This window comes from Streptomyces atratus (genome assembly GCF_014648655.1).
GTDB classification, from domain to species: Bacteria; Actinomycetota; Actinomycetes; order Streptomycetales; family Streptomycetaceae; genus Streptomyces; species Streptomyces atratus.
Genome location: NZ_BMRN01000008.1, coordinates 157279 through 177898 on the forward strand (window position 1 = coordinate 157279; position 20620 = coordinate 177898).

Here is a 20620-nt window from a genome sequence, read left to right on the forward strand (position 1 = left end):
TCGGCGAGAATCGGAACGGCGGACGGTGCGGCGAGAGGTGGATTCACGTGCAGGTGGAGGCAGAGGCACAGGGCGAGGGCCGCCCGGTCCGGGAGGATCCGGAACCGCGAAGGGGCCGGCCGCGCAGTGCGGCGGCCGAGCGGGCGATCCTGGACGCCGTCATCGAACTGCTGGAGGCCGGTGAGCCCCTCGCCGGCCTGTCCATCGAGCGGATAGCCCGGACCGCCGGGGTCGGCAAGGCGACCATCTACCGGCGATGGAGCGGCAAGGAGGAGCTCTTCGTCGATGTCCTGCGAGACATCGAGCCCCCGGAACCGACCGTCTCCGGCACCGCCGGACTCGACGACCTGCGGCTGCTGCTGGAGTCACTGCGCAGGCGCGGTCTGGCCCAGCGCTCCTCCGTCCTGCTCCACAACGTCTTCGCGCAGATGAAGAGTCACCCCAAGCTGTGGTCCGAATACCAGTGCACCGTCATAGCCCCCCGCCGCGCCGCCATGCTGGCCGCCGTGCAGCGGGCGGTCGACGCCGGCGAGCTCCGCGGAGACCTGGACGTGGAACTGATGGACGACCTGTTCCTGGGGCCCATGCTCGTACGCACCATTCACCGGCCCGAAGCGCCGCTGCCCGAGGATCTCGCCGACAGCATCATCCAGGTTCTGACCGAGGGCCTCGCCCCCCGGCCCGCCGCCGACGGCTGACACCCCCGGACCCGCCCGAGTGTGATCGTTCTGTCACAAGCCCCCGCAGATCCCTCCTGGCAGGAACCCGCCGGACCCCGCCCATCGTCCTCGTGGCAGTACAGCCGTCGTGGACGGCAGGAAACACGCCGCCCATCGCCTAGGGTCGAGGGCGCGGCGACATGCACGGCAAGGCAGTGAGGACAGCGCGATGGTGCAGGCGTACGGAGCGGACACCGGGAACGACCGTGCGGAGCCGCGGCGCACCGGGTCCGGATCCCGTTTCCGGGACCTGCGCGACAGATGGACCCGCGACAAGGGCATCTGGCGGCGCGGGATCGTCCTTGCCGTCTGTGCGGTCCTCCTCACCCTCGTGATGGTCTTCCACGCCGACATTCCGAACACCATCGGCAACCTGGGCAGCCTCACCGAGACGTTCCTGCCGTGGATCGGCGTGTTCGTTCCGCTGCTGCTGATCCTGGGCCTGGTGCGCCGCTCGGCGACCGCGCTGATCGCCCTGCTTCTGCCGGTCGTGGTCTGGCTCAATCTCTTCGGCGGGCTGATGCTCTCCGACAAGTCGGGCAGCGGCGGCGACCTCACCGTGGCCACCCACAACGTCAACGCCGACAACCCCGACCCCGCGGGCACCGCCCGGCAGGTCGCGGACTCCGGGGCCGACATCGTCGCCCTGGAGGAACTGCCGAGCGGCAAGGTGTCGGCGTACGCGGCGGCGCTCGCCGACCGCTTCCCGTACCACTCGGTGCAGGGGACCGTCGGCCTGTGGAGCAAGTACCCGATGAGCGACACCCGGCCGGTCGACATCAAGATGGGCTGGACCCGGGCGATGCGTTCCACGGTGACGACTCCCAAGGGCGAAGTCGCCGTCTACGTGGCCCATCTGCCGTCCGTACGGGTCAAGCTGCACGCCGGATTCACCGCCAACCAGCGCGACGACAGCGCGGACGCCCTGGGCGAGGCCATCGCCGACGAACGGCTCGGCAAGGTGATCCTGCTCGGTGACCTCAACGGCACGATGAACGACCGCTCGCTCAACGCGGTCACCTCCCAGATGAGGTCCACCCAGGGCGCGGCCGGCGACGGCTTCGGCTTCAGCTGGCCGGCGTCGTTCCCGATGGCACGGATCGACCAGATCATGGTGAAGGGCGTCGAGCCGATGTCGTCGTGGACGCTCCCGGCGACGGACAGCGACCATCTGCCGATCGCGGCGCGCGTGGAGCTGTGACCGGCGGCCGGTCCGGTTCCAGCGGGCTCGGGGGCGTTCAGTGGTCATGAACAAGGCCGAGGAAGCCCCGACCCCGGCGTCCGCCTCCGACCACTCCGCGTTCAACCTCGCCGACGCGGGTGGCGCATGGCTGGGCGGCGCGGCGATCGCGGCCGGCCGGGTCTGGACGTCGCCGGCCCTGATCGGCCCGGCCCTCGTGGTCGCGGGCCCGGCGGTGGCCGTCACGGCGGGTGTGCTGTGCCGGGAGCGCGGGAGTGTGGCACGGATCGTCGCGAGCGCGGATGCGAGGACCGCGTGAAGCGAGGCCGAGGCGGACGCGCACCGACCCGGGGGGCCGCGCACCCTCCGGGCGCGCTTGTCCTCAGCCGCCGGACGGGCTTGAAATCAAGCCCGTCGAGGGGGTCCCTCCCATGCCCTTGAGGCCATGGGGGAGGCTGAGGACGGAACGGCCGCCGGACGGCCCCGGTCACCCCGACTCGCGCCACCGGTTCGTGATCGGCAGCCGCCGGTCCTTGCCGAAGCCCTTCGGAGAGATCTTCGTGCCCGGCGGGTACTGCCGCCGCTTGTACTCCGCCGTGTCCACCATCCGCAGCGTCTTCGCCACCAGTGCCTCGTCGAACCCGGCCGCGACGATCTCGTCCAGACCCTGGTCCCGGTCGACGTACAGCTCCAGGATCCGGTCAAGTACGTCGTAGTCGGGCAGCGAGTCCGTGTCGACCTGTCCCGGGCGCAGCTCGGCGCTCGGCGGCTTGGTGATGGACGCCTCCGGGATCGGAGGGGTCTGCCCGCGCTCCTCGGCGGCGCGGTTGCGCCACTTCGCGAGGCGGAAGATCGACGTCTTGTAGACATCCTTGATCGGGCCGTACGCCCCGACCGAGTCGCCGTACAGCGTCGAGTAGCCGACCGCCAGTTCGGACTTGTTGCCCGGCGCGAGGACGATCTGGCCCTCCTGGTTGGAGACGGCCATCAGCATCGTGCCGCGCAGCCGGGACTGGAGGTTCTCCTCGGCCAGGCCGGTGAGCCCCAGCGAGCCCATGTACGCGTCGAACATCGGCTCGATCGGTACGGTGCGGAAGTTCAGACCGGTACGGCGGGCCAGCTCGGCCGCGTCGCCCTTGGAGTGGTCCGAGGAGTACTTCGACGGCATCGAGATGCCGTACACGTTCTGTGCGCCCAGCGCGTCGCAGGCGATGGCCGCGACCAGCGCCGAGTCGATCCCGCCGGAGAGCCCGACCAGCACACTGCTGAAGCCGTTCTTGGCAGCGTACGCACGCAGGCCCACGACCAGCGCCGAGTACAGCTCCTCGTCGTCGTCGAGCCGCTCCGCGTAACCGCCGGTCAGCTCCGTGTCGTACGCCGGAAGGGGCTCTTCGGAGAGCACCACGCGGTCGATCCGCAGCCCGTCGTTCACGACACCGGACGGCGCCTCGGCCGTGGCGGCCGGCAGGTCCAGGTCGAGGACGACGCTACCCTCGGCGAACTGCGGGGCGCGGGCGATCACTTCGCCGTTCCGGTCGACGACGATCGAGTCGCCGTCGAACACCAGCTCGTCCTGGCCGCCGATCATCGCCAGATACGCGGTCGTGCAGCCGGCCTCCTGGGCCCGCTTGCGGACCAGTTCCAGCCGGGTGTCGTCCTTGTCCCGCTCGTACGGTGAGGCGTTGATCGACAGCAGCAGTCCGGCGCCGGCTGCCCGCGCGGCCGGCACCCGGCCGCCGTCCTGCCAGAGGTCCTCGCAGATCGCGAGCGCCACATCGACGCCATGGACCCGCACGACCGGCATCGAGTCGCCCGGCACGAAGTACCGGAACTCGTCGAAGACACCGTAATTGGGGAGGTGGTGCTTGGCGAAGGTCAGCGCGACCTGCCCGCGGTGCAGTACCGCGGCGGCGTTCTGCGGGGCACCGGCGGGCTGCCCGTAGCGCGGCTGGGCCGTCTCGGAGCGGTCGAGGTAGCCGAGGACGACCGGGAGTTCTCCGAAGCCCTCCGCGTCGAGACGGGCGGCGAGCGCGCGCAGCGCCTGACGCGAGGCCTCGACGAAGGACGACCGCAGGGCCAGGTCCTCGACGGGGTAGCCGGTCAGCATCATCTCGGGGAACGCCACCAGATGGGCGCCCTGTTCGGCGGAGTGCCGGGTCCAGTGGACGATCGCCTCGGCGTTGCCGGAGAGATCACCGACGGTCGAGTCGATCTGATTCAGTGCGAGGCGTAGTTGAGGCACGCGCACCAGTGTAATCGTCTGACTGACGCGATGTCCTGGCGGGCCGCGCAACAGCGGAGCCGCCCGCCAGGAACGGGTCAGTGGCGGTAGCCGACGACCGTCATCATGCCCACGTCCGAGTGGTAGATGTTGTGGCAGTGGAGCATCCAGAGACCCGGGTTGTCCGCGTCGAACTCCACGGCGATCGAGCTGCTCGGCCGGACGATCGCGGTGTCCTTGCGCGCCCAGGCCGCCTGGCCCCGATGGGAGGCCTTGCGACTGGGCCCCGCCGATCCCACCAGCCCGAACGAGTGTCCGTGCAGATGGATGGGATGCCACATCTCCGTGACGTTGTAGAACTCCATCCTGACCCGCTCGCCCGCCTTGACCGGATGGCGCTGCCCGGGGTTGTACGGCTTGTGATCGAAGCCCCAGTTGTACGCGGCCATGTTGCCGGTCAACTTGAACCGGAGGGTCCGGTCGGGCTCGCGGACGGACAGTGCCACGGATTCGTCCGGCGACAGCTCGCCCGCCTCCACCAGTTTTCCGTCCAGCTCCTTCGGCCGTACGGAGGCGTTGGGCGCCGCGCCCTGTCCGGTACGCAGCAGGGCCAGCGCCGACGCCCTCTTGCCCTCGGCGAGCGCGGTCAGCGGGAACACCCCGTCCCCGGCGGTGACCACCACGTCGTACCGCTCACCCATGCCCAGCAGCAGGGCGTCCGTCGTGGTGTGCCGGACCGGGTAGCCGTCGGTGTGGGTGATCGTCATCCGGTGGCCGCCCAGCGCGACACGGAAAGCGGTGTCGCCGCCCGCGTTGATGATGCGAATCCGGATCCGGTCGCCGGGCTTGGCGGCGAAGGAGGTGGGGGCCTTCGGGATGCGGCCGTTGATCAGGTAGTGCGGGTAGTCGACATTGCCCCCGTGGCTGTCGAGCAGTTCGCTGAACGATTTCTTCATGATCCGAGAGGGGCCGGAGCGGCGCTTGGCGGACTTGGCGGACTTGGGGGAACCCCCGTGCCCGGCGTCGCCCGAATCGCTCTTGTCATCCATGCCGTCATGGCCCATCCCGTGGCCCATCCCGTGGCCCATGCCGCCCCGGCCCCCGCTGAGTTCGTCGAGCACCCCGTCCGGCGTGGAGCCGCCCACCCCGTCGACCCAGTCGTCGAGGACGACGACCCACTCCTTGTCGTACTTGAGGGGCTCCTTGGGGTCGTCGACGATCAGTGGCGCGTACAGACCGCGGTCCTGCTGGACGCCCGTGTGCGGATGGAACCAGTACGTTCCCGGGTGCGGCACCTTGAAGCGGTACGCGTACTCGGCGCCCTGCTTGATGGGCGGCTGGGTCAGGTCGGGTACGCCGTCCATGTTGTTGCGCACATTGAGCCCGTGCCAGTGCAGGCTGGTCGTCGCCGGAAGGTGGTTGGCGAGGGTGAGCGCCAGGGTGTCGCCGACCGCGACCCGGAGTTCCTTGCCGGGCAGCCGGTCTTCGTAGGCCCAGGAGCTGACGACGAGCCCGCCGCCCAGATCGAGGCGGGACGGGGTGGCGGTGAGGTGGATCTTGTGTACGGGACCGGAACCCCGCCCGGCCTCGGCCGCGGCGACCTCCTCCCCGTCGGGGGTGACGTACTCGCCCCTGGGCTTCGCGTGGGGGGCGGTCCCGTGGTTCGCACCGCCGTGACTCGTGCCGCCGGCGTTCGCGCCGCCGGCCTTCGTACCGCTGTGCGCCGTGTCGGATTCGCCGGAGCAGGCGGCCAGGACTGCCGTACCGGCAGTGGCGACAGCGGCGCCGAGCACGGCGCGTCGGGTGGGTGGAGTACGCATGGCGGAAGCACCTCGGGGTCTTGTCGGTATTTCGGTCTGCTGGGGGAGGGGGAGGCACCCCTCCTATATGCACAGCACCGACAACGAAGCGAGAGGGGCCCGGCCGGGCCGGGATACCGGCCCCGCGCCCGGCGACACCCGCGCCACGACGCCCCTGAGGAGGTGAGTGATCCCGATGAGCAGCGCGACGAACGGCAACAACCGTCCGTATGTCGTACGTCCACTCAGGGTCATGTCGAGCACCCTACCCCCGCCCCGTATGCACCGCGCGCGGAAACGTATCGCCGCAGCAACACAGGGCCTGGCGGCGAGAACGCACAGCGACCCGGCACCCCTCGTGGGCGAGGGGTACCGGGCCATTGGGCCGGGTGATCGCGAGCCGGTCAGCCCGGGGCGTAGACCTTCTCCACCCAGAGGGCGATCTGCTCGTCGGAGAGGTGATGCGCGAGATCGGCTTCGCTGATCATGCCGATCAGCTTCTTGTTCTCGACCACGGGAAGCCGGCGGATCCGATGGGTCTGCATCTCCTCCAGAACCATCTCCACACCCGCCCCTGCGTCGATCCAGCGAGGGGTGCCCCGGGCGAGGTCGCCCGCGGTCATCTTCGACGGATCGTGTCCCATCGCCACACAGCCGACCACGATGTCGCGGTCCGTGAGTATGCCGATCATCCGGTCCTGTTCGCCTTCGGCCGAGATGGGCAGCGCGCCCACTTTGTGGTCGCGCATCAGCTGTGCGGCGCGGTCGAGTGTCTCGTGCGCGGGGATCCATGTGGCCCCGGTGTGCATGATGTCCTTGGCGGTGGTCATGAGGGATTCCTCCTGCGTGCCGGTGGGCATGCTGTACGACCCCGAGCGAACCCATCGTCATGGGCCCGTTCGGGGCACGCGAGCGCTATCACCCGTTCGGGTGCATATGTGGCTCGGAGGGAATCTTTCAGGACCGGGGCTTCGCACCTCGTGCCGCCAGCATCCGGGCCATCATGTCCACCTCGGACTGCTGGGCCTCGACCATGCCCTGGGCCAGCCGCTTCTCCACCTTCACCGTGCACAGCCGGGCGCAGCCGCGGGCCATGTCGATGCCGCCCTTGTGGTGGTCGGTCATCAGCTGGAGGTACAGGATCTCGGCCTTCTTGCCGTTCGCCCTGCGGAGCCGGTCCAGTTCGGTCCTGGTGGCCATACCGGGCATGAGGGAGCCGTCATGGGCCCGGTAGCCGGCCCCCATGCCCGCCATCCCGTCCATCGTGTGGCCCTCGTGCCCAGCCGCCATCCAGGCCATCGGCTCCTGCCCGGCGGGTGCCTTCGGCAGCTCCCACAGGTCCAGCCAGCCGAGCATCATGCCCCGCTGATTGGCCTGCGTATTGGCGATGTCGTACGCGAGACGGCGTACCTCCTCGTCCTTCGTACGGTCACGCACGATGAAGGACATCTCGACGGCCTGCTGATGGTGAACCGCCATGTCGCGGGCGAAACCGGCGTCCGCCGATTCCACCGCGGGCGTGCGCGGGGCGGGGGCGGCGGCGTGGTCCGTGCCGTCGTCCCGCGCGGAGGCGACCGTCGCCGCCCCCGCGAACAGCAGCGCGAGCACGACGGCGGAGCCCGCCACCCACTGGATGCGCCGGTCGCCTTTCGCCACGGTCACCGGCCCCCCAGCCCGCCCGTGCACGCGGCACCGGGCTCGGGCGTCTGCGGCCCCTGGACGAACTTGGCGAAGAACTGGTCGACCCGCCGGTCATCGGCGCTGTCCACCGTCACCTGATTGCCCCAGGCACTCAGCATGATCGCCCCGGCCTGGCCCTCGTAAGGGCTCATCAGCGAGTACGGCGTCCTGCCGACCCGCTCGGCGAGCTTCGCCACATCGGCGTCCGAGGCCTTGTCCGTGTACGTCACCCACACCGAACCGTGCTCCAGCGAGTGCACGGCGTTCACGTCGGGGATCGACTTCTTGTACACCTCGCCCTCGCAGTTCATCCATACGGGGTTGTGGTCACCGCCGACCGGGGGCTTCATCGGGTACGTGACGGTCTCGGTGACGTGGTTGCGGGTCAGCTTCTTCGCGTCCCACGTCTTCAGCCCCTCGATCGGCTCGTCGGCGAGCTTCTTCTGCTCCGCCGCGGACGCCTTGGCGTCCTTTGCCTGAACGGCCTTCTCCTTCTCCGACGCCTCGGACTTGTCCAGCACCATGTACGAGCCGAAGCCGACCAGGCCCACGACGACGAGGACGCTCAGGCTTATGGCCAGGACACGGTTGCGGCGCTGCCGCGCGTGGTCGGCGTTGCGCATCTGCTCTATGCGGGTCCTGCGGTCGAAGCTCATGTCGTCAGGTCCTTCTGCGAAGAGGCGGGGAGGGACAAGAAGCGGTCGGGAAAACCGGTGCGTACCGGGCAGTCGCGAAGCCGCTCCGACCCGTGCGCACCATGGGCGCAGATCGTAGTGGGTGGCCGGGTGCTCCATCTCACGTCGTGTGCGTAATCTGGGTGAAATCCCGGGTCGTGATACTGGAGCTTCTCCCCTACCCCGGGCGGTGGTGCACGGACCGTCTGAACTGCAAGGATGTGGCTATGGACAAGCAGCAGGAATTCGTCCTCAGGACGCTTGAGGAGCGCGACATCCGCTTCGTACGGCTGTGGTTCACCGATGTCCTCGGCTACCTCAAGTCCGTTGCCGTGGCCCCCGCCGAGCTGGAACAGGCGTTTGACGAAGGCATCGGCTTCGACGGGTCGGCCATCGAGGGCTTCGCCCGGGTGTACGAGTCCGACATGATCGCCAAGCCGGACCCGGGTACGTTCCAGATCCTGCCGTGGCGCGCGGAGGCCCCCGGCACGGCCCGGATGTTCTGCGACATCCTGATGCCCGATGGTTCGCCGTCCTTCGCGGACCCGCGCTATGTCCTCAAGCGCATCCTCGCCAAGACCTCCGACCTGGGCTTCACCTTCTACACCCACCCCGAGATCGAGTTCTTCCTGCTGAAGGACAAGCCGGTCGACGGCAGCCGCCCCACCCCCGCCGACAGCTCCGGCTACTTCGACCACACCCCGCAGAACGTCGGCATGGACTTCCGCCGCCAGGCGATCACCATGCTCGAATCGATGGGCATCTCGGTCGAGTTCAGCCACCACGAGGGCGCCCCCGGCCAGCAGGAGATCGACCTGCGGTACGCGGACGCGCTCTCCACCGCCGACAACATCATGACCTTCCGCCTGGTGATGAAGCAGGTCGCGCTGGAGCAGGGCGTGCAGGCGACGTTCATGCCGAAGCCGTTCTCCGAGTACCCCGGCTCGGGCATGCACACCCACCTCTCCCTCTTCGAGGGCGACCGCAACGCCTTCTACGAGTCGGGCGCCGAGTACCAGCTGTCCAAGGTCGGCCGCTCCTTCATCGCCGGTCTGCTGACCCACGCCGCGGAGATCTCCGCAGTGACGAACCAGTGGGTCAACTCCTACAAGCGCATCTGGGGCGGCTCCTCCCGCGCCGCGGGCGCCGGCGGCGAGGCCCCCTCGTACATCTGCTGGGGCCACAACAACCGCTCCGCGCTCATCCGTGTCCCGATGTACAAGCCCGGCAAGACCGGCTCCGCCCGCGTCGAGGTCCGCTCCATCGACTCCGGCGCCAACCCCTACCTGACGTACGCGGTGCTGCTCGCCGCGGGCCTCAAGGGCGTGGAGGAGGGCTACGAACTCCCGGCCGGCGCCGACGACGACGTCTGGGCCCTGTCCGACGCCGAGCGCCGCGCGATGGGCATCGAACCCCTGCCGCAGAACCTCGGCGAGGCGATCTCGCTGATGGAGAAGAGCGAGCTGGTCGCCGAGACACTCGGCGAGCACGTCTTCGACTTCTTCCTGCGCAACAAGAAGCAGGAGTGGGAGGAGTACCGCAGCGAGGTCACGGCCTTCGAGCTGAAGGCACTGCTGCCGGTGCTGTAAGGGCTGGTCAGCGCTTGGAGCGCCTTTACGTGGCTTCGGGCCCGACGGTGTCGCACCGTCGGGCCCGAAGCTGTTTCACTCGCTCCGGGCCGTCTGCGGGCCGTCAGGTGCCGCATCGACCACGTGTGGGCCAGAAGCTCCCGCGCGCAAGCGCTTTGACTCGTAGTCGCAGGTCAGATGGGGTTAAGCCGCGAACGCTGCCGTGCGTTGCGCACGGCCGGGCGGTGGCCGGGCCTGTGATCAGCGGAGGTTGCTGTACTTCCCTGCTGTACAGCGCTGTACAGCAGGGATTGTGATCGCCGGTCGCCTGCCGTCACATCAGCCGGCCTCATTGGGCCGGGCCAAGTACTTCGTCGGCGCTGCGTGGTTCTGTGCGTGGCTGCTGGTTGAGCTTGTGGCGCTCGATGGAGGATCGCCGGTAGACCTCCTTGCGGGCCCGCATGATGTTGCCCAGGGGCGTGTGCTCGGCGGTGACCCGCCAGGGCGTGAAGGACAGCGCATCCATCTTCTCCAGATTCTCCGGCTCGGAGATGTCCTGCTGCGGCAGCCGCAGCTTGGCCACGGTGACGGACGGCGAGAGCTGCTCGGGCCACTCCACGGTGGTGTCCTCCACCGGCATGCGCTCCAGGTCGGTGCAGAGCTGGACCTGGATGTCGAAGGCGTAGGGCCGCTCCTGCAACTCGGCTTGCAGGGCCGGTCGGAAGACCTCCGCTGCCGAGGCCGGGTCGAGGGTGCGCCGGACCACCGCGGCGGCGAAGGACGGGTCGGGGGTGATGCGCACCTTGGCGATGTAGTCCCCGTGCCGGACCGCGCCCATCGTCCAGTAGCTCGACAGCAGCACGTTTGCCGGAGGCGTCTTTGACACGCGCAGGAAGGCCAGGAACTCGTCCCACGCCCAGTCGTCCTGGTCCAGCGTTCCCTTCCCGGTCACGAAATCGGTGAAGAAACGATGCGCGCCGGGTCGGCCCTGGGAGAAGTAGGCCGGCGCGTTCAGGAACAGTTCCTGGATGAACAGGTAGTGCTCGACCGTGTTGCAGAAGAAGACTGGTGCGTTGATGTTGGCGTAGTCGAATGTGCCTGTGTCCGGTTCGTCTTCCAGCAGGGTCGGGCCGGGGATGTCGAACATCTTCAGCGCCAGTCCGGTGGCGGCGCCCAGTCGCGCGTCGGCTCCGGCGTGAGGCGAGCCGTTGGAGAAGCGGATGAGCGCATCGTGGGTTCCCGGAGTCGCGTAGATTCCCTGGGCGTACTCGGGGGACAGCCCGTCCAGGATCTCCACTTCCCCTCGGACCAGCCCGTAGCCCTTGGCATGGGCGTCGCGAAGGGCCCGTCCGGTACCACCGGCCTTGACTGAATCGGCGATGTAGCTCTCGGTCTTTTCGATCACCGTCTGCACGTTGCGGTCGAAGTTCAGGTCGTCGTCTTCGACGTCAGGCGTGTAGCGGACGAACTGTGCTGCCATGACTTCGACCTTTCCTCGGAGAGCGTGATCGGACCTCAGGGAGTGTGAATCGCCGTCAGTCCTCCAGCTCGGCGAGCCAGCGCAAGGCGCGCAGACCCGGCAGGAAGCAGTACTCACCGCCGCGGGTTACCACGAAGCTGGGCAGGTTCTGCAGGCGACGCCGGACCGGCTTCTCCGGGATGGTGACGCTGCCGGTTCCACCGTGGTGCCCGGCCACCGGGTCCTTCTCGCCGGGGTAGCCGATGAAGTTGCCGTCGTTGACCCATTCGGCCTTGATGAACTCGAACTGCCGTTCCAGGTGGGCCCCGATGAATGCTCCGACCAGGCCGCGGTCGGCGCCGTCGTCCTCCAGCACGTCCTCGGGCAGCGGCGGGCCGTAGGTGGTGCCGCGGCGGATGAGGCGGTGCATCCGCGCGTTGCCGATGATGGTGGCATCGCGGGGGTTGGTGCGCCGGATGTGCGCACCGGCGGGGCACCGGAACCCTCGGTCGTCGTTCTCCCGGTACAGGAAGTTGTTGACGCGGTGCGGATCGGCCGCCAGCTCCGGGTCATCGTGCTCCGGCGCCAGCGTCAGTGGCGCGCCGCTCGGCCAGCGCCCGACCATCTTGGCCGCCAGGAGTGCCTCCTCCTCGGCGCTGGAGCTGTTGGCGCGCAGGTACCGGCGCCAGGCCGCCACGTTGGTGTGGATCTTGCGAACGGCTACGTAGGTCCCGTTGCGCCCCAGCACATCGGGGCTGGGCATGGGCGGCAGGCTGCCGGTTTCGTCGGGGTAGCCGAGGATGAACTCGCCCGCCTTGATGGGGGCTTCCTGCGGGTTGGAGCCGGGCAGTCCGACGCCCTCGATGTTCGGATGGCTGATGCCGTCACGGAAGCCGAAGGTGGTACGCCCGGTCGGGAGCTGATGGACGTCCTGCTGCCAGATCACCTGGACACCGGGTGTGTCCGCGTAGGCGAAACGGGCCCGCTCCAGCTCCTTGTCCAGCTGTGCCGTATCGGAGGAGAGAGCGCTCAACGCGATGTGGACATCGCCGGTTCCGAACGGTACCTCCCAGTGGGCCGGTGCACTCTCGCCCACGTCGCCGATCAGCTCCGCCCGAGTGGCCATGCCCTCACGAAACGCCCGCGGAAAGCTGTCCAGCGACTCCTGGGGCACCCCCAGGGCCCTCAGCCCCTGAAAGGTGAATGCCACAGCGACCCAGGCATCCTGGCTCCGGTCCGCGCCCAGCAGACCACCCGAGGTCACCGGGAGCAGCCGCCGCACCAGGGCGCGCCCGGCGTGGCGGTCATCGACGCGCAGGAAGACGAACTTTCCCTGGTAGGGCACGGGCCGCGGACGCAGTGCCCCGCTCTGGACGTCGTCGATTTCGACGCTCACGCCGGCCGCGCTGCTGTCCGCTGTGTTCATGGTCGCTTGTGCCTCCGTATCGGTCTCTGTCCGGACAACCCTGCGATGGCCGACCCGCACCGGCCGCCGCGGTCCACCGAGGGTGGGTGGGCTCCGAGGGGCGGCTGTGTCCGGGTTCTAGGCCGAGGCTTCCTCCAGCAGCTTCTGGAAGGCCGACGTGGCCACCAACTCCGCGTTGGCCGGGTTGTCCAGCATCGCCCGGAACTCGGCGGTGTCCAGCACCTCCTGGAACGCGTCGTCCACGCGCTGGTCCTTCCAGATCTGCTGAACGGTCAGATCGGGATACGAGCTGACGAAGACACCTGCGGGGGCTTGGTGGGCGACGAACCAGTCCTTCACCCCTGGGTCGGTTACGCCGGGGAACCCTTTGCTGTGCGAGAAGATCTTGTCGAAGTTTGCCCCGACTACCGTCTGGGCGAAGTCGTCGATGTAGGTGTCCCAGGAGCCGTCGAAGACACTGGCGAACATGAACCGGGTGTCGTTGTCGAAGATCACGTGCCGGGCGTCATGCAGGGTGCCGATCTGGCGCAGCGCCGCACGGGACTTCACGTCAGCGGACCCGCTGGCGAGCGTGGCGAGATCCTCACGCAACGCATCCGCATGGCCCGGCTTGATCTCGGTAATGACAGTGAACTCGCCACAGACCCCGTCCGTCTTGCCGGGACGCTCGGGGGGAGCCGGCTGGGTTGCACCTGTCGTCGCAGTCATCGTGAAATTCTCCTGCCACGGATCGGTGCGAGGGTCGCCAAGCGCCCGAACATGAGGCGCCGTCGCCCCCACAAAACAATCCTCACCGCGGATGTACTGCCTCGCACCCCGGGCCCTGGGCCTGTGGTCACCTGAGGCGGATCCCCGGGAAATTCCGGCACTGCGGGGTCCAGTCCTGATCCCTCCCGTCCCGAGAAAGCTCCCGAGGACAGATTCGGCCAGGCGCAGGAAGATGGAACCGGTGGGACGTGCGGAGTATGTCGTCGTCACCATTCTCGGGCAGCCGCTTCCGCACGGTCGTGAAGACAGTGGCGCAGCCGATCGCGCACCAGCCCGTTGCGCCGCCGAGGCGGTCCGGGCACCCTCTCGCGCCAAGCCCTGATCAACCGGATCGCCACCCCGACCCCACACGGAGGCAACCATGGGCGCAGTTCTTGGTGACGTACTGGGTTTCGCGGCCGCCGTGGCAGTCAGCCCGCTCCCCATCATCGCCATCATCCTCGTACTCGCCACGCCTCGGGGACGTCTCAACGGAGTCCTCTTCACCATCGGCTGGATCCTGGGACTCTCAGCACTGGGCGCGGTGATGCTGGCGATCGCTTCCCCGGCAGGTGCCTCCGCCCACAACCACCCGGCCACCTGGGTGGGAGCCCTCAAGCTCGCCCTGGGCCTGTTCCTCGTCCTCTTCGGTGCCCGGCAATGGCACCGGCGCCCAAAGGATTCCTCACAAGCTCAGCTGCCGAAGTGGATGAGCGCGATCGACCGCCTCACGCCGGTCAAGGTCTTCGCACTCGGACTGGCCCTGGCCGCGCTCAACGCCAAAAACGCCCCGCTGACCATCGCCGCGGGCGCCGCGATCGGCTCAGCCGGACTGCCGGTCGGGCAGCAGATCGCATCGCTGGCAATCTTCGTCCTGATCGCCACCCTCGGCCTGCTGGCCCCACTGGGAGTCTTCCTCCTCGGGGGCGAGCGAGCCAAGACCACGCTCGGCGACTGGAAAGACTGGGCAGCCCAGCACAACGTCGCCGTGATGGCGGCATTGTTCTTCGTCCTCGGACTGAAGCTGCTGGGAGACGGCATCGGCATTCTCACCTCCTGACGGGCTTGCTCGCGTCGCCGTGTTCGAGGTGGCTCGGAGCGCGTACAACTTCCTGCGCAACAAGAAGGCAGGAGTGGGAGGAGTACCGCGGCGAGGTCACGGCCTTCGAGCTGAGAAGGCGCTGCTGCCGACGCTGTCCGAGCGAACGTGAGCGGCTTCGGGCCGACGGTCTCGCACCGTCGGCCCTTCGCCGTATCCCTTATCAGTCGAACCGGCAGGCCATCTCGTCCAGGATCTCGTCGATCACCTCGGCGGGCTCCCGGGCCAGGTCCTCCTCGATCCACATGCGCATGGCGATCCGCAGCGAGGAGAGGAACGCCGCGGCCAGGACCAGGGGGCGGACCGACTTCTGCGACGGGCTCCGGCGGGACGCCACGGCCTCGGCCAAGTCCCGTTCCAGGGCTGCGTGGTTGGCGAGCTGCCGGGCGAGCAGTGAGGGGTGCTGCATCGCCAGCCTGGTCCGCAGGGCCCACTCGCGTTCCGGTGGTGCGACCCGTTCGGCGAACTGTGTCATGGCCGCCCGCAGTGCCGCCCATGCGGTCTCCTCGGCGGGCCGGTCGCGCACGGTGCGGACGAGGTCCCTGATCTGCTGCTCCTCGCCGTGCAGGAGGGCGTCCTCCTTGCCCGTGAAGTAGTTGGAGAATGTTCTGCGGGAGATTCCGGCCGCGTCCGCGACGGCCTCCACCGTGACGTGGTCGAAGCCGTGCTCGACGGTCAGCCGCAATGTCGCCTCGTGCACGGCCTGCCTGGTGGCTTCCTTCTTGCGTTCCCGCAGTCCCACAGAGCTCTCCATGGGTTCAGTATCTCCGCGCCGAGAATAATTGCGCAGTGGGCAATATTGCTCGTACGTCGCCGCGACCCCGCTCTCGCCGTCGTTGCGGGCCTCGCGGCCGGCATGGCGATGTCCGGCGGCGTGGTCTTCCTCGGCCGGTACTTCCGGACAGGCCGCAGCCACTCACCGACCGAGGCCGGTGGCGGTGGGGGCGGAGGGAGAGCCGTCAAAGCGGGGCGCGCCCGAGCACGCGGAGAGCCGGCGATGAGTCAGGCCCGCGCCGCCGCGTCGGACATCTCCGTCAGGTGGCCTTCCCGGCCGGGACACCGTCCGAGGCCGCGACTGGGGTAATGTGACCCCTCCCAACACGGGGACCGACCAAGGAGGTGAGACCCATTACCGCTGTATCAGGCTGGGTGCTCACCCCTCACGATCGCGTGGTCGACCCGACATAATCGACCGCGGAGCGCCCATCGGCTTTCCCGAAAGGCTCCGCTTCATGTCGGTTTCCGCTTCACCGCTCGCCGTTTCCTCCATCGTCACCACACTCCGCGCCGTCGGCTGCGTATTCGCCGAGGACGAGGCGGAGTTGATCGTCTCCACGGCCGCCGACCATGCCGAACTCGCGGCCATGGTCGAACGGCGGGCCGCCGGACTGCCCCTCGAACACGTCCTCGGCTGGGCCGAGTTCAGCGGTCTTCGGATCGCCGTGGACCCCGGCGTCTTCGTACCCCGTCGCCGCACCGAGTTCCTGGTCCGGCAGGCCGCCGCCCTCGCCGGGCCCGGGGCGGTCGTCGTCGACCTCTGCTGCGGTTCGGGAGCCCTCGGCACCGCGCTCGCCGCAACGCTCGACCGGATCGAACTGCACGCCGCCGACGTCGAACCCGCAGCCGTACGGTGCGCCCGGCGCAACGTCGGCGACGGGGGCCGGGTGTACGAGGGCGACCTCTTCGAGCCGCTCCCCGGCTCGTTGCGCGGCCGGGTGGAGATTCTGCTGGCCAATGTGCCGTACGTACCGACGCAGGACGTCGAACTGCTTCCCCCGGAGGCCCGTATCCATGAGCCGCGCGTCGCCCTCGACGGTGGCCGGGACGGCCTCGACGTCCTGCGGCGGGTCACCACCGAGGCTCCGCGATGGCTGGCACCGGGTGGGCATCTGCTGGTCGAGACGAGCGAACGGCAGGCGGCACGGGCCGAGGAGACCATCGCCCGCAGCGGCCTGATCCCGCGCGTGGTCACCTCCGACGAGCTGTACGCGACCGTCGTCATCGCGACCCGGCCGGAGCCGTCCGGGAACTGAGCGCGGACGGACGCAGGGGCGGCTCGGTCCGGTCCGGGCTCAGCATTCCGGCTTCCGCCGGACCACCGCCGTCCCGGCGTCCAGGTCCACCCCCATGCGGGGCGGCGCGCCGTCCAGCGCGTCGTCCTTCAGGACCTGTTCCTCCACCCGGTGCTCGATCTCCACGCGCTTCGCCGAGTCGAGGAACGCGTGCAGCTCATCGGCGACCGAGGCCCCCACGCCCAGCCCATGACGAGGCGTGCGGGCCGCGAGGACACGTCGCAACCAGTCGGGCCGGCCGGTTCAGCCGGTCTCCGTCCGTCACACGCTCCGCCCGGCCCTCGACCACCACGTCGATCCCCTCCGACAGGGTGTTGTCACCGGTGGTCAGTACCCCTTCCGGGTTGGCGGCCAGATTCCGGCCCTCGCGTTCCGACGCGCCCGTGCTGAAGTGCAGCGCGCACTCCGCCCCCCACCCCGATCAGCGGGGTGACATGCGGCCGTCCGGACGGACCGTGCCCAGCCAGTACATCTCCGCCCCTGGTCAAAAGCTCCTTCGCCGCCGACCAGGGGCCGGCCGTGGCGTTCTCGTGGCCGTAGCGGGTATCCGGCTCGGCGAAGGGTTCGAATCCGGACATGCGGGCCTCCCGGTCGGGTCCTTGAGGTGATCGTGCCTGCGAAGTGCGGACGGCGCACCCGCTACGAAATCATCGGTGCGGGGCTAGGCTCGGAATGCTGGATTGTGTGTGGGCGGCGAGCGGGAGAGCACGGAATGACGACGGTGCCGGGGCGCAGGAGCAGTACATTCACCCGACTGCTGCGGCACGGTTTCACCGACCCCTCCGCCGCGGAGCGGCTCCTCGACCTGCCCGAACTGTCGTCCGTACGCTCCGATCCGGTGCTGCTCGACGCCCTCGGGGCCACCGCCGACCCCGATCTGGCACTGCGCGGCGTCGTCCGGCTGGTGGAGGCCGAGGAGCCGGACGAGCGGCAGGTCCTCCTGGACACCCTCGTCACCGCCAAACCGCTGCGGGACCGGCTGCTCGGGGTGCTCGGGGCGTCCGAGGCGCTCGGTGACCATCTCGCCCGCCACCCCCGCGACTGGCACGCGCTCGTCACCTACGAGGCCACCGATCTGCACCCCGGAGTGGCCGAATTCGAGCAGGGGCTCGCCGGGGCCGACGACCCCGACTCGCTGCGCGTCGCCTACCGCCGGTGCCTGCTGGCCATAGCGGCCCGCGACGTGTGCGGTACGACGGACGTCGCCGAGGCCGCCGCCGAACTGGCCGATCTGGCCACGGCGACCCTGCGGGCGGCGCTCGCCATCGCCCGTACGGCCGTGCCCTCCGACGCCGCCCAGTGCCGGCTCGCCGTCATCGCGATGGGCAAGTGCGGCGGGCACGAGCTGAACTACGTCTCCGACGTCGACGTCATCTTCGTCGCGGAGCCCGTCGACGGCTGCGAGGAGAGCGCAGCCGTACAGGCCGCCACCCGGCTGGCCGCGCACATGATGCGGATCTGCTCCGACACGACCGTCGAGGGCACCATCTGGCCCGTCGACGCCAATCTCCGTCCCGAAGGCCGCAACGGGCCCCTCGTACGGACGCTGTCCTCGCACCTCGCGTACTACCAGCGCTGGGCCAAGACCTGGGAGTTCCAGGCGCTCCTCAAGGCCCGGCCGGTGGCCGGCGATCCCGAACTGGGCGCGGAGTACGTCGAGGCAGTCTCGCCGCTCGTATGGCAGGCCGCGGACCGCGAGAACTTCGTCGCCGACGTACAGAAGATGCGCCGACGAGTCGTCGACAACATCCCCGCCGACCGCGTCGAGCGCGAGATCAAGCTCGGTCCCGGCGGGCTGCGGGACGTCGAATTCGCCGTACAGCTGCTCCAGCTGGTGCACGGCCGCAGCGATGCCACCCTGCGCAGCGGCACCACGCTGGAGGCCCTTCGGGCGCTCGCCGCGGGCGGCTATGTCGGGCGGGTGGACGCCGCGCAGCTGGACGACGCGTACCGCTTCCTGCGCGCCATGGAGCACCGGATCCAGCTCTACCGGCTGCGCCGCACCCATCTGGTCCCGGAGGCCGAGTCGGATCTGCGGCGGCTCGGGCGCTCCCTCGGGATGCGTACGGACCCGATCACCGAGCTCGGCCAGGCGTGGAAGCGGCACGCCTCCGTGGTGCGGCGGCTGCACGAGAAGCTGTTCTACCGGCCACTGCTCGACGCCGTCGCCCAGCTTGCGCCCGGTGAGTCGCGGCTCAGCGCGAAGGCGGCCGTGCACCGGCTCGAAGCTCTCGGGTACGCCGACCCGGCCGCCGCGCTCCGGCACCTGGAGGCGCTGTCGTCCGGGGTGTCCCGCAAGGCCGCCATCCAGCGCACCCTGCTGCCGGTGCTGCTCGGCTGGTTCGCGGATTCCGCCGATCCGGACGCCGGGCTGCTCGGCTTCCGCAAGGTGTCCGACGCACTCGGCAAGACCCCGTGGTACCTGCGGCTGCTGAGGGACGAGGGCGCGGCCGCGGAGAACCTCGCCCGGGTGCTCTCGGCCGGCCGGCTCGCCCCCGACCTGCTGCTCCGTGCGCCCGAGGCGGTGGCGATCCTCGGCGATCCGCAGGGGCTGAAGCCGCGCAGCCGGGAGCACCTGGAGCAGGAGGTGCTGGCCGCGGTGGGGCGCGCGGAGGGTGCCGAATCCGCCGTCGCCGTGGTCCGCGGGGTGCGTCGGCGCGAGCTGTTCCGGACCACGGCCGCGGACCTCATCGGCTCGTACGGTACGGAGGAGCGCCCCGCCGAGGAGGACCCCGGGGCCCTCGTCGACCGGGTCGGCAATGCTGTCACCGATCTCAACGCCGTCACGATCGCGGGCGCCCTGCGCGCCGCCGTACGTGAACAGTGGGGGGACACCCTCCCCACCCGGTTCGCGGTCATCGGCATGGGCCGTTTCGGCGGACACGAGCTCGGATACGGCTCCGACGCCGATGTGCTGTTCGTCCACTCACCGCGCGAGGGCGTCGACGAGCAGGAGGCGGGCCGGGCCGCGAACCAGGTGGTGTCCGAGATGCGGAGACTGCTGCAACTGCCCACCGCCGACCCGCCGTTGATCATCGACGCGGATCTGCGGCCGGAGGGCAAGAGCGGGCCGCTGGTGCGTACGCTGAGGTCGTACGAGGCCTACTACCGGCGGTGGTCGCTGGTCTGGGAGAGCCAGGCGCTGCTGCGCGCCGAGCCGATGGCCGGTGACGAGGAACTCGGCCGTGACTTCATCGAGTTGATCGATCCGCTGCGCTACCCGATGGAGGGCCTCGGGGAGGACGCGGTCCGCGAGATCCGCCGTCTGAAGGCCCGGATGGAGTCCGAGCGGCTGCCGCGCGGTGCGGACCCGACGCTCCACACCAAGCTGGGGCGCGGCGGGCTGAGCGATGTCGAGTGGACGGTCCAGCTGATGCAGATGCAGCACGGCTGGGTGGAACCGGGGCTGCGGACGACCCGTACCCGCGAGGCGCTGGCCGCGGCGTGCGCGGCGGAGCTGATCTCGGGCGAGGACGCGCAGACGCTGGACGAGGCGTGGGTGCTGGCGACGCGGGTCCGCAATGCGGTGATGCTGGTGCGGGGGCGGCCGGGCGACACGTTTCCGTCGGGGCCGCGCGAACTCACGGCGGTGGGGCGGTACTTGGGGTACGAGCCGGGGCATGTCGGGGACATGTTGGACGACTACCGGCGGATTACGAGGCGGGCGCGGGCAGTGGTGGAGGAGCGGTTCTACGGTGCGTGAGGGGGGCCCGCCAGGGCGCGGGGCCTTTCGGGGCTCCGCCCCGGAGCCCCGGTTCTCAAGTCCCGGACGGGTTGAAGGGATGCCCTCAAGGCCGGGCGGCTCGGTGCGTCCTCAAGCGCCGCACCGGCTGGAGGGCGCCCTCAAGCCCTGGGCCGGCTTGATGTGTCCTTTGTGTCCAGCAGTGCGCGGCAGTGTCCGATGAACGCGCCCAGCGCCGGTTCGCACGCCGCGTCCGCCCGGCCCGTGCCCCGACAACGAGGCCCTGGACGAGCC

General features: G+C 69.6%; 17 protein-coding genes and 1 pseudogene. 7 read left to right on the top strand and 11 right to left on the bottom strand.

Features of this window, described 5'->3' with window-relative positions; all coding sequences use genetic code 11:
• The first annotated feature begins 47 nt into the window (after nucleotides 1-47).
• From IEZ15_RS16295 to IEZ15_RS16305, 3 genes and pseudogenes are all read left to right on the top strand, one after another.
• Nucleotides 48-698 (top strand): TetR/AcrR family transcriptional regulator, encoded by a 651-nt coding sequence (locus IEZ15_RS16295; RefSeq protein ID WP_229845916.1) that lies wholly within the window; start codon nucleotides 48-50, stop codon nucleotides 696-698.
• 190 nt (nucleotides 699-888) lie between these two features.
• Nucleotides 889-1920, top strand: a complete 1032-nt coding sequence (locus IEZ15_RS16300; protein WP_114244215.1) for an endonuclease/exonuclease/phosphatase family protein — start codon at nucleotides 889-891, stop codon at nucleotides 1918-1920.
• A 40-nt stretch (nucleotides 1921-1960) separates the two neighbouring features.
• Nucleotides 1961-2218 (top strand): annotated as a pseudogene (locus IEZ15_RS16305) (MFS transporter); the annotation flags it as partial.
• 168 nt (nucleotides 2219-2386) lie between these two features.
• Here IEZ15_RS16305 and IEZ15_RS16310 read toward each other — a convergent pair.
• The 6 genes from IEZ15_RS16310 to IEZ15_RS16335 all read right to left on the bottom strand — a co-directional run bounded on the left by IEZ15_RS16310 (nucleotide 2387) and on the right by IEZ15_RS16335 (nucleotide 8255).
• Complete coding sequence (locus IEZ15_RS16310; RefSeq protein ID WP_189277533.1) at nucleotides 2387-4141, bottom strand: NAD+ synthase; 1755 nt, start codon at nucleotides 4139-4141, stop codon at nucleotides 2387-2389.
• A gap of 77 nt (nucleotides 4142-4218) precedes the next feature.
• Nucleotides 4219-5940: a multicopper oxidase family protein gene (locus IEZ15_RS16315; protein WP_189277535.1), complete on the bottom strand. Its 1722-nt coding sequence runs from the start codon at nucleotides 5938-5940 to the stop codon at nucleotides 4219-4221.
• Nucleotides 5941-6003: 63 nt separating this feature from the next.
• A complete protein-coding gene (locus IEZ15_RS16320) occupies nucleotides 6004-6174 on the bottom strand; it encodes a hypothetical protein (RefSeq protein ID WP_189277537.1) in 171 nt (56 codons plus the stop codon).
• A gap of 149 nt (nucleotides 6175-6323) precedes the next feature.
• Nucleotides 6324-6749 carry a CBS domain-containing protein gene (locus tag IEZ15_RS16325; protein WP_114244212.1) on the bottom strand — a complete coding sequence of 142 codons (426 nt, stop codon included), beginning with the start codon at nucleotides 6747-6749 and terminating at the stop codon, nucleotides 6324-6326.
• A 127-nt stretch (nucleotides 6750-6876) separates the two neighbouring features.
• Nucleotides 6877-7581: a DUF305 domain-containing protein gene (locus IEZ15_RS16330; protein ID WP_373302572.1), complete on the bottom strand. Its 705-nt coding sequence runs from the start codon at nucleotides 7579-7581 to the stop codon at nucleotides 6877-6879.
• Entirely contained in the window at nucleotides 7578-8255 is a 678-nt protein-coding gene (locus tag IEZ15_RS16335; protein WP_189277539.1) for a thioredoxin-like domain-containing protein, read from the bottom strand. The genes IEZ15_RS16330 and IEZ15_RS16335 overlap by 4 nt, the downstream gene beginning before the upstream one ends.
• 245 nt (nucleotides 8256-8500) lie before the next feature.
• Between IEZ15_RS16335 and glnA2 the strand changes: the two genes are divergently transcribed.
• A complete protein-coding gene (glnA2, locus tag IEZ15_RS16340) occupies nucleotides 8501-9862 on the top strand; it encodes a gamma-glutamylpolyamine synthetase GlnA2 (protein WP_114244210.1) in 1362 nt (453 codons plus the stop codon).
• Nucleotides 9863-10190: 328 nt separating this feature from the next.
• Here glnA2 and IEZ15_RS16345 read toward each other — a convergent pair whose 3' ends face one another.
• From IEZ15_RS16345 to IEZ15_RS16355, 3 genes are all read right to left on the bottom strand, one after another.
• Complete coding sequence (locus IEZ15_RS16345; RefSeq protein WP_189277540.1) at nucleotides 10191-11321, bottom strand: catalase family protein; 1131 nt, start codon at nucleotides 11319-11321, stop codon at nucleotides 10191-10193.
• A 55-nt stretch (nucleotides 11322-11376) separates the two neighbouring features.
• Nucleotides 11377-12726 carry a Dyp-type peroxidase gene (locus IEZ15_RS16350; RefSeq protein ID WP_189277543.1) on the bottom strand — a complete coding sequence of 450 codons (1350 nt, stop codon included), beginning with the start codon at nucleotides 12724-12726 and terminating at the stop codon, nucleotides 11377-11379.
• A 117-nt stretch (nucleotides 12727-12843) separates the two neighbouring features.
• Nucleotides 12844-13434 carry a hypothetical protein gene (locus tag IEZ15_RS16355; protein WP_229845917.1) on the bottom strand — a complete coding sequence of 197 codons (591 nt, stop codon included), beginning with the start codon at nucleotides 13432-13434 and terminating at the stop codon, nucleotides 12844-12846.
• A 421-nt stretch (nucleotides 13435-13855) separates the two neighbouring features.
• Here IEZ15_RS16355 and IEZ15_RS16360 point away from each other — a divergent pair, with 421 nt between their 5' ends.
• Entirely contained in the window at nucleotides 13856-14533 is a 678-nt protein-coding gene (locus IEZ15_RS16360) for a GAP family protein (RefSeq protein ID WP_189277547.1), read from the top strand.
• Nucleotides 14534-14735: 202 nt separating this feature from the next.
• Here IEZ15_RS16360 and IEZ15_RS16365 read toward each other — a convergent pair whose 3' ends face one another.
• A complete protein-coding gene (locus IEZ15_RS16365; protein WP_114248952.1) occupies nucleotides 14736-15326 on the bottom strand; it encodes an acyl-CoA-like ligand-binding transcription factor in 591 nt (196 codons plus the stop codon).
• Nucleotides 15327-15804: 478 nt separating this feature from the next.
• On the opposite strand from IEZ15_RS16365, the gene IEZ15_RS16370 reads away from it, so the two are divergent.
• Nucleotides 15805-16605: a putative protein N(5)-glutamine methyltransferase gene (locus IEZ15_RS16370; RefSeq protein ID WP_189277549.1), complete on the top strand. Its 801-nt coding sequence runs from the start codon at nucleotides 15805-15807 to the stop codon at nucleotides 16603-16605.
• A 39-nt stretch (nucleotides 16606-16644) separates the two neighbouring features.
• On the opposite strand, the gene IEZ15_RS16375 is transcribed toward IEZ15_RS16370, so the two are convergent.
• Complete coding sequence (locus IEZ15_RS16375) at nucleotides 16645-16824, bottom strand: DUF6191 domain-containing protein (RefSeq protein WP_189277551.1); 180 nt, start codon at nucleotides 16822-16824, stop codon at nucleotides 16645-16647.
• 532 nt (nucleotides 16825-17356) lie between these two features.
• On the opposite strand from IEZ15_RS16375, the gene IEZ15_RS16385 reads away from it, so the two are divergent.
• The gene (locus IEZ15_RS16385) at nucleotides 17357-20347 is read left to right on the top strand and encodes a bifunctional [glutamine synthetase] adenylyltransferase/[glutamine synthetase]-adenylyl-L-tyrosine phosphorylase (protein WP_189277552.1); all 2991 of its coding nucleotides are present in this window, start codon (nucleotides 17357-17359) and stop codon (nucleotides 20345-20347) included.
• Nucleotides 20348-20620: the final 273 nt, after the last annotated feature.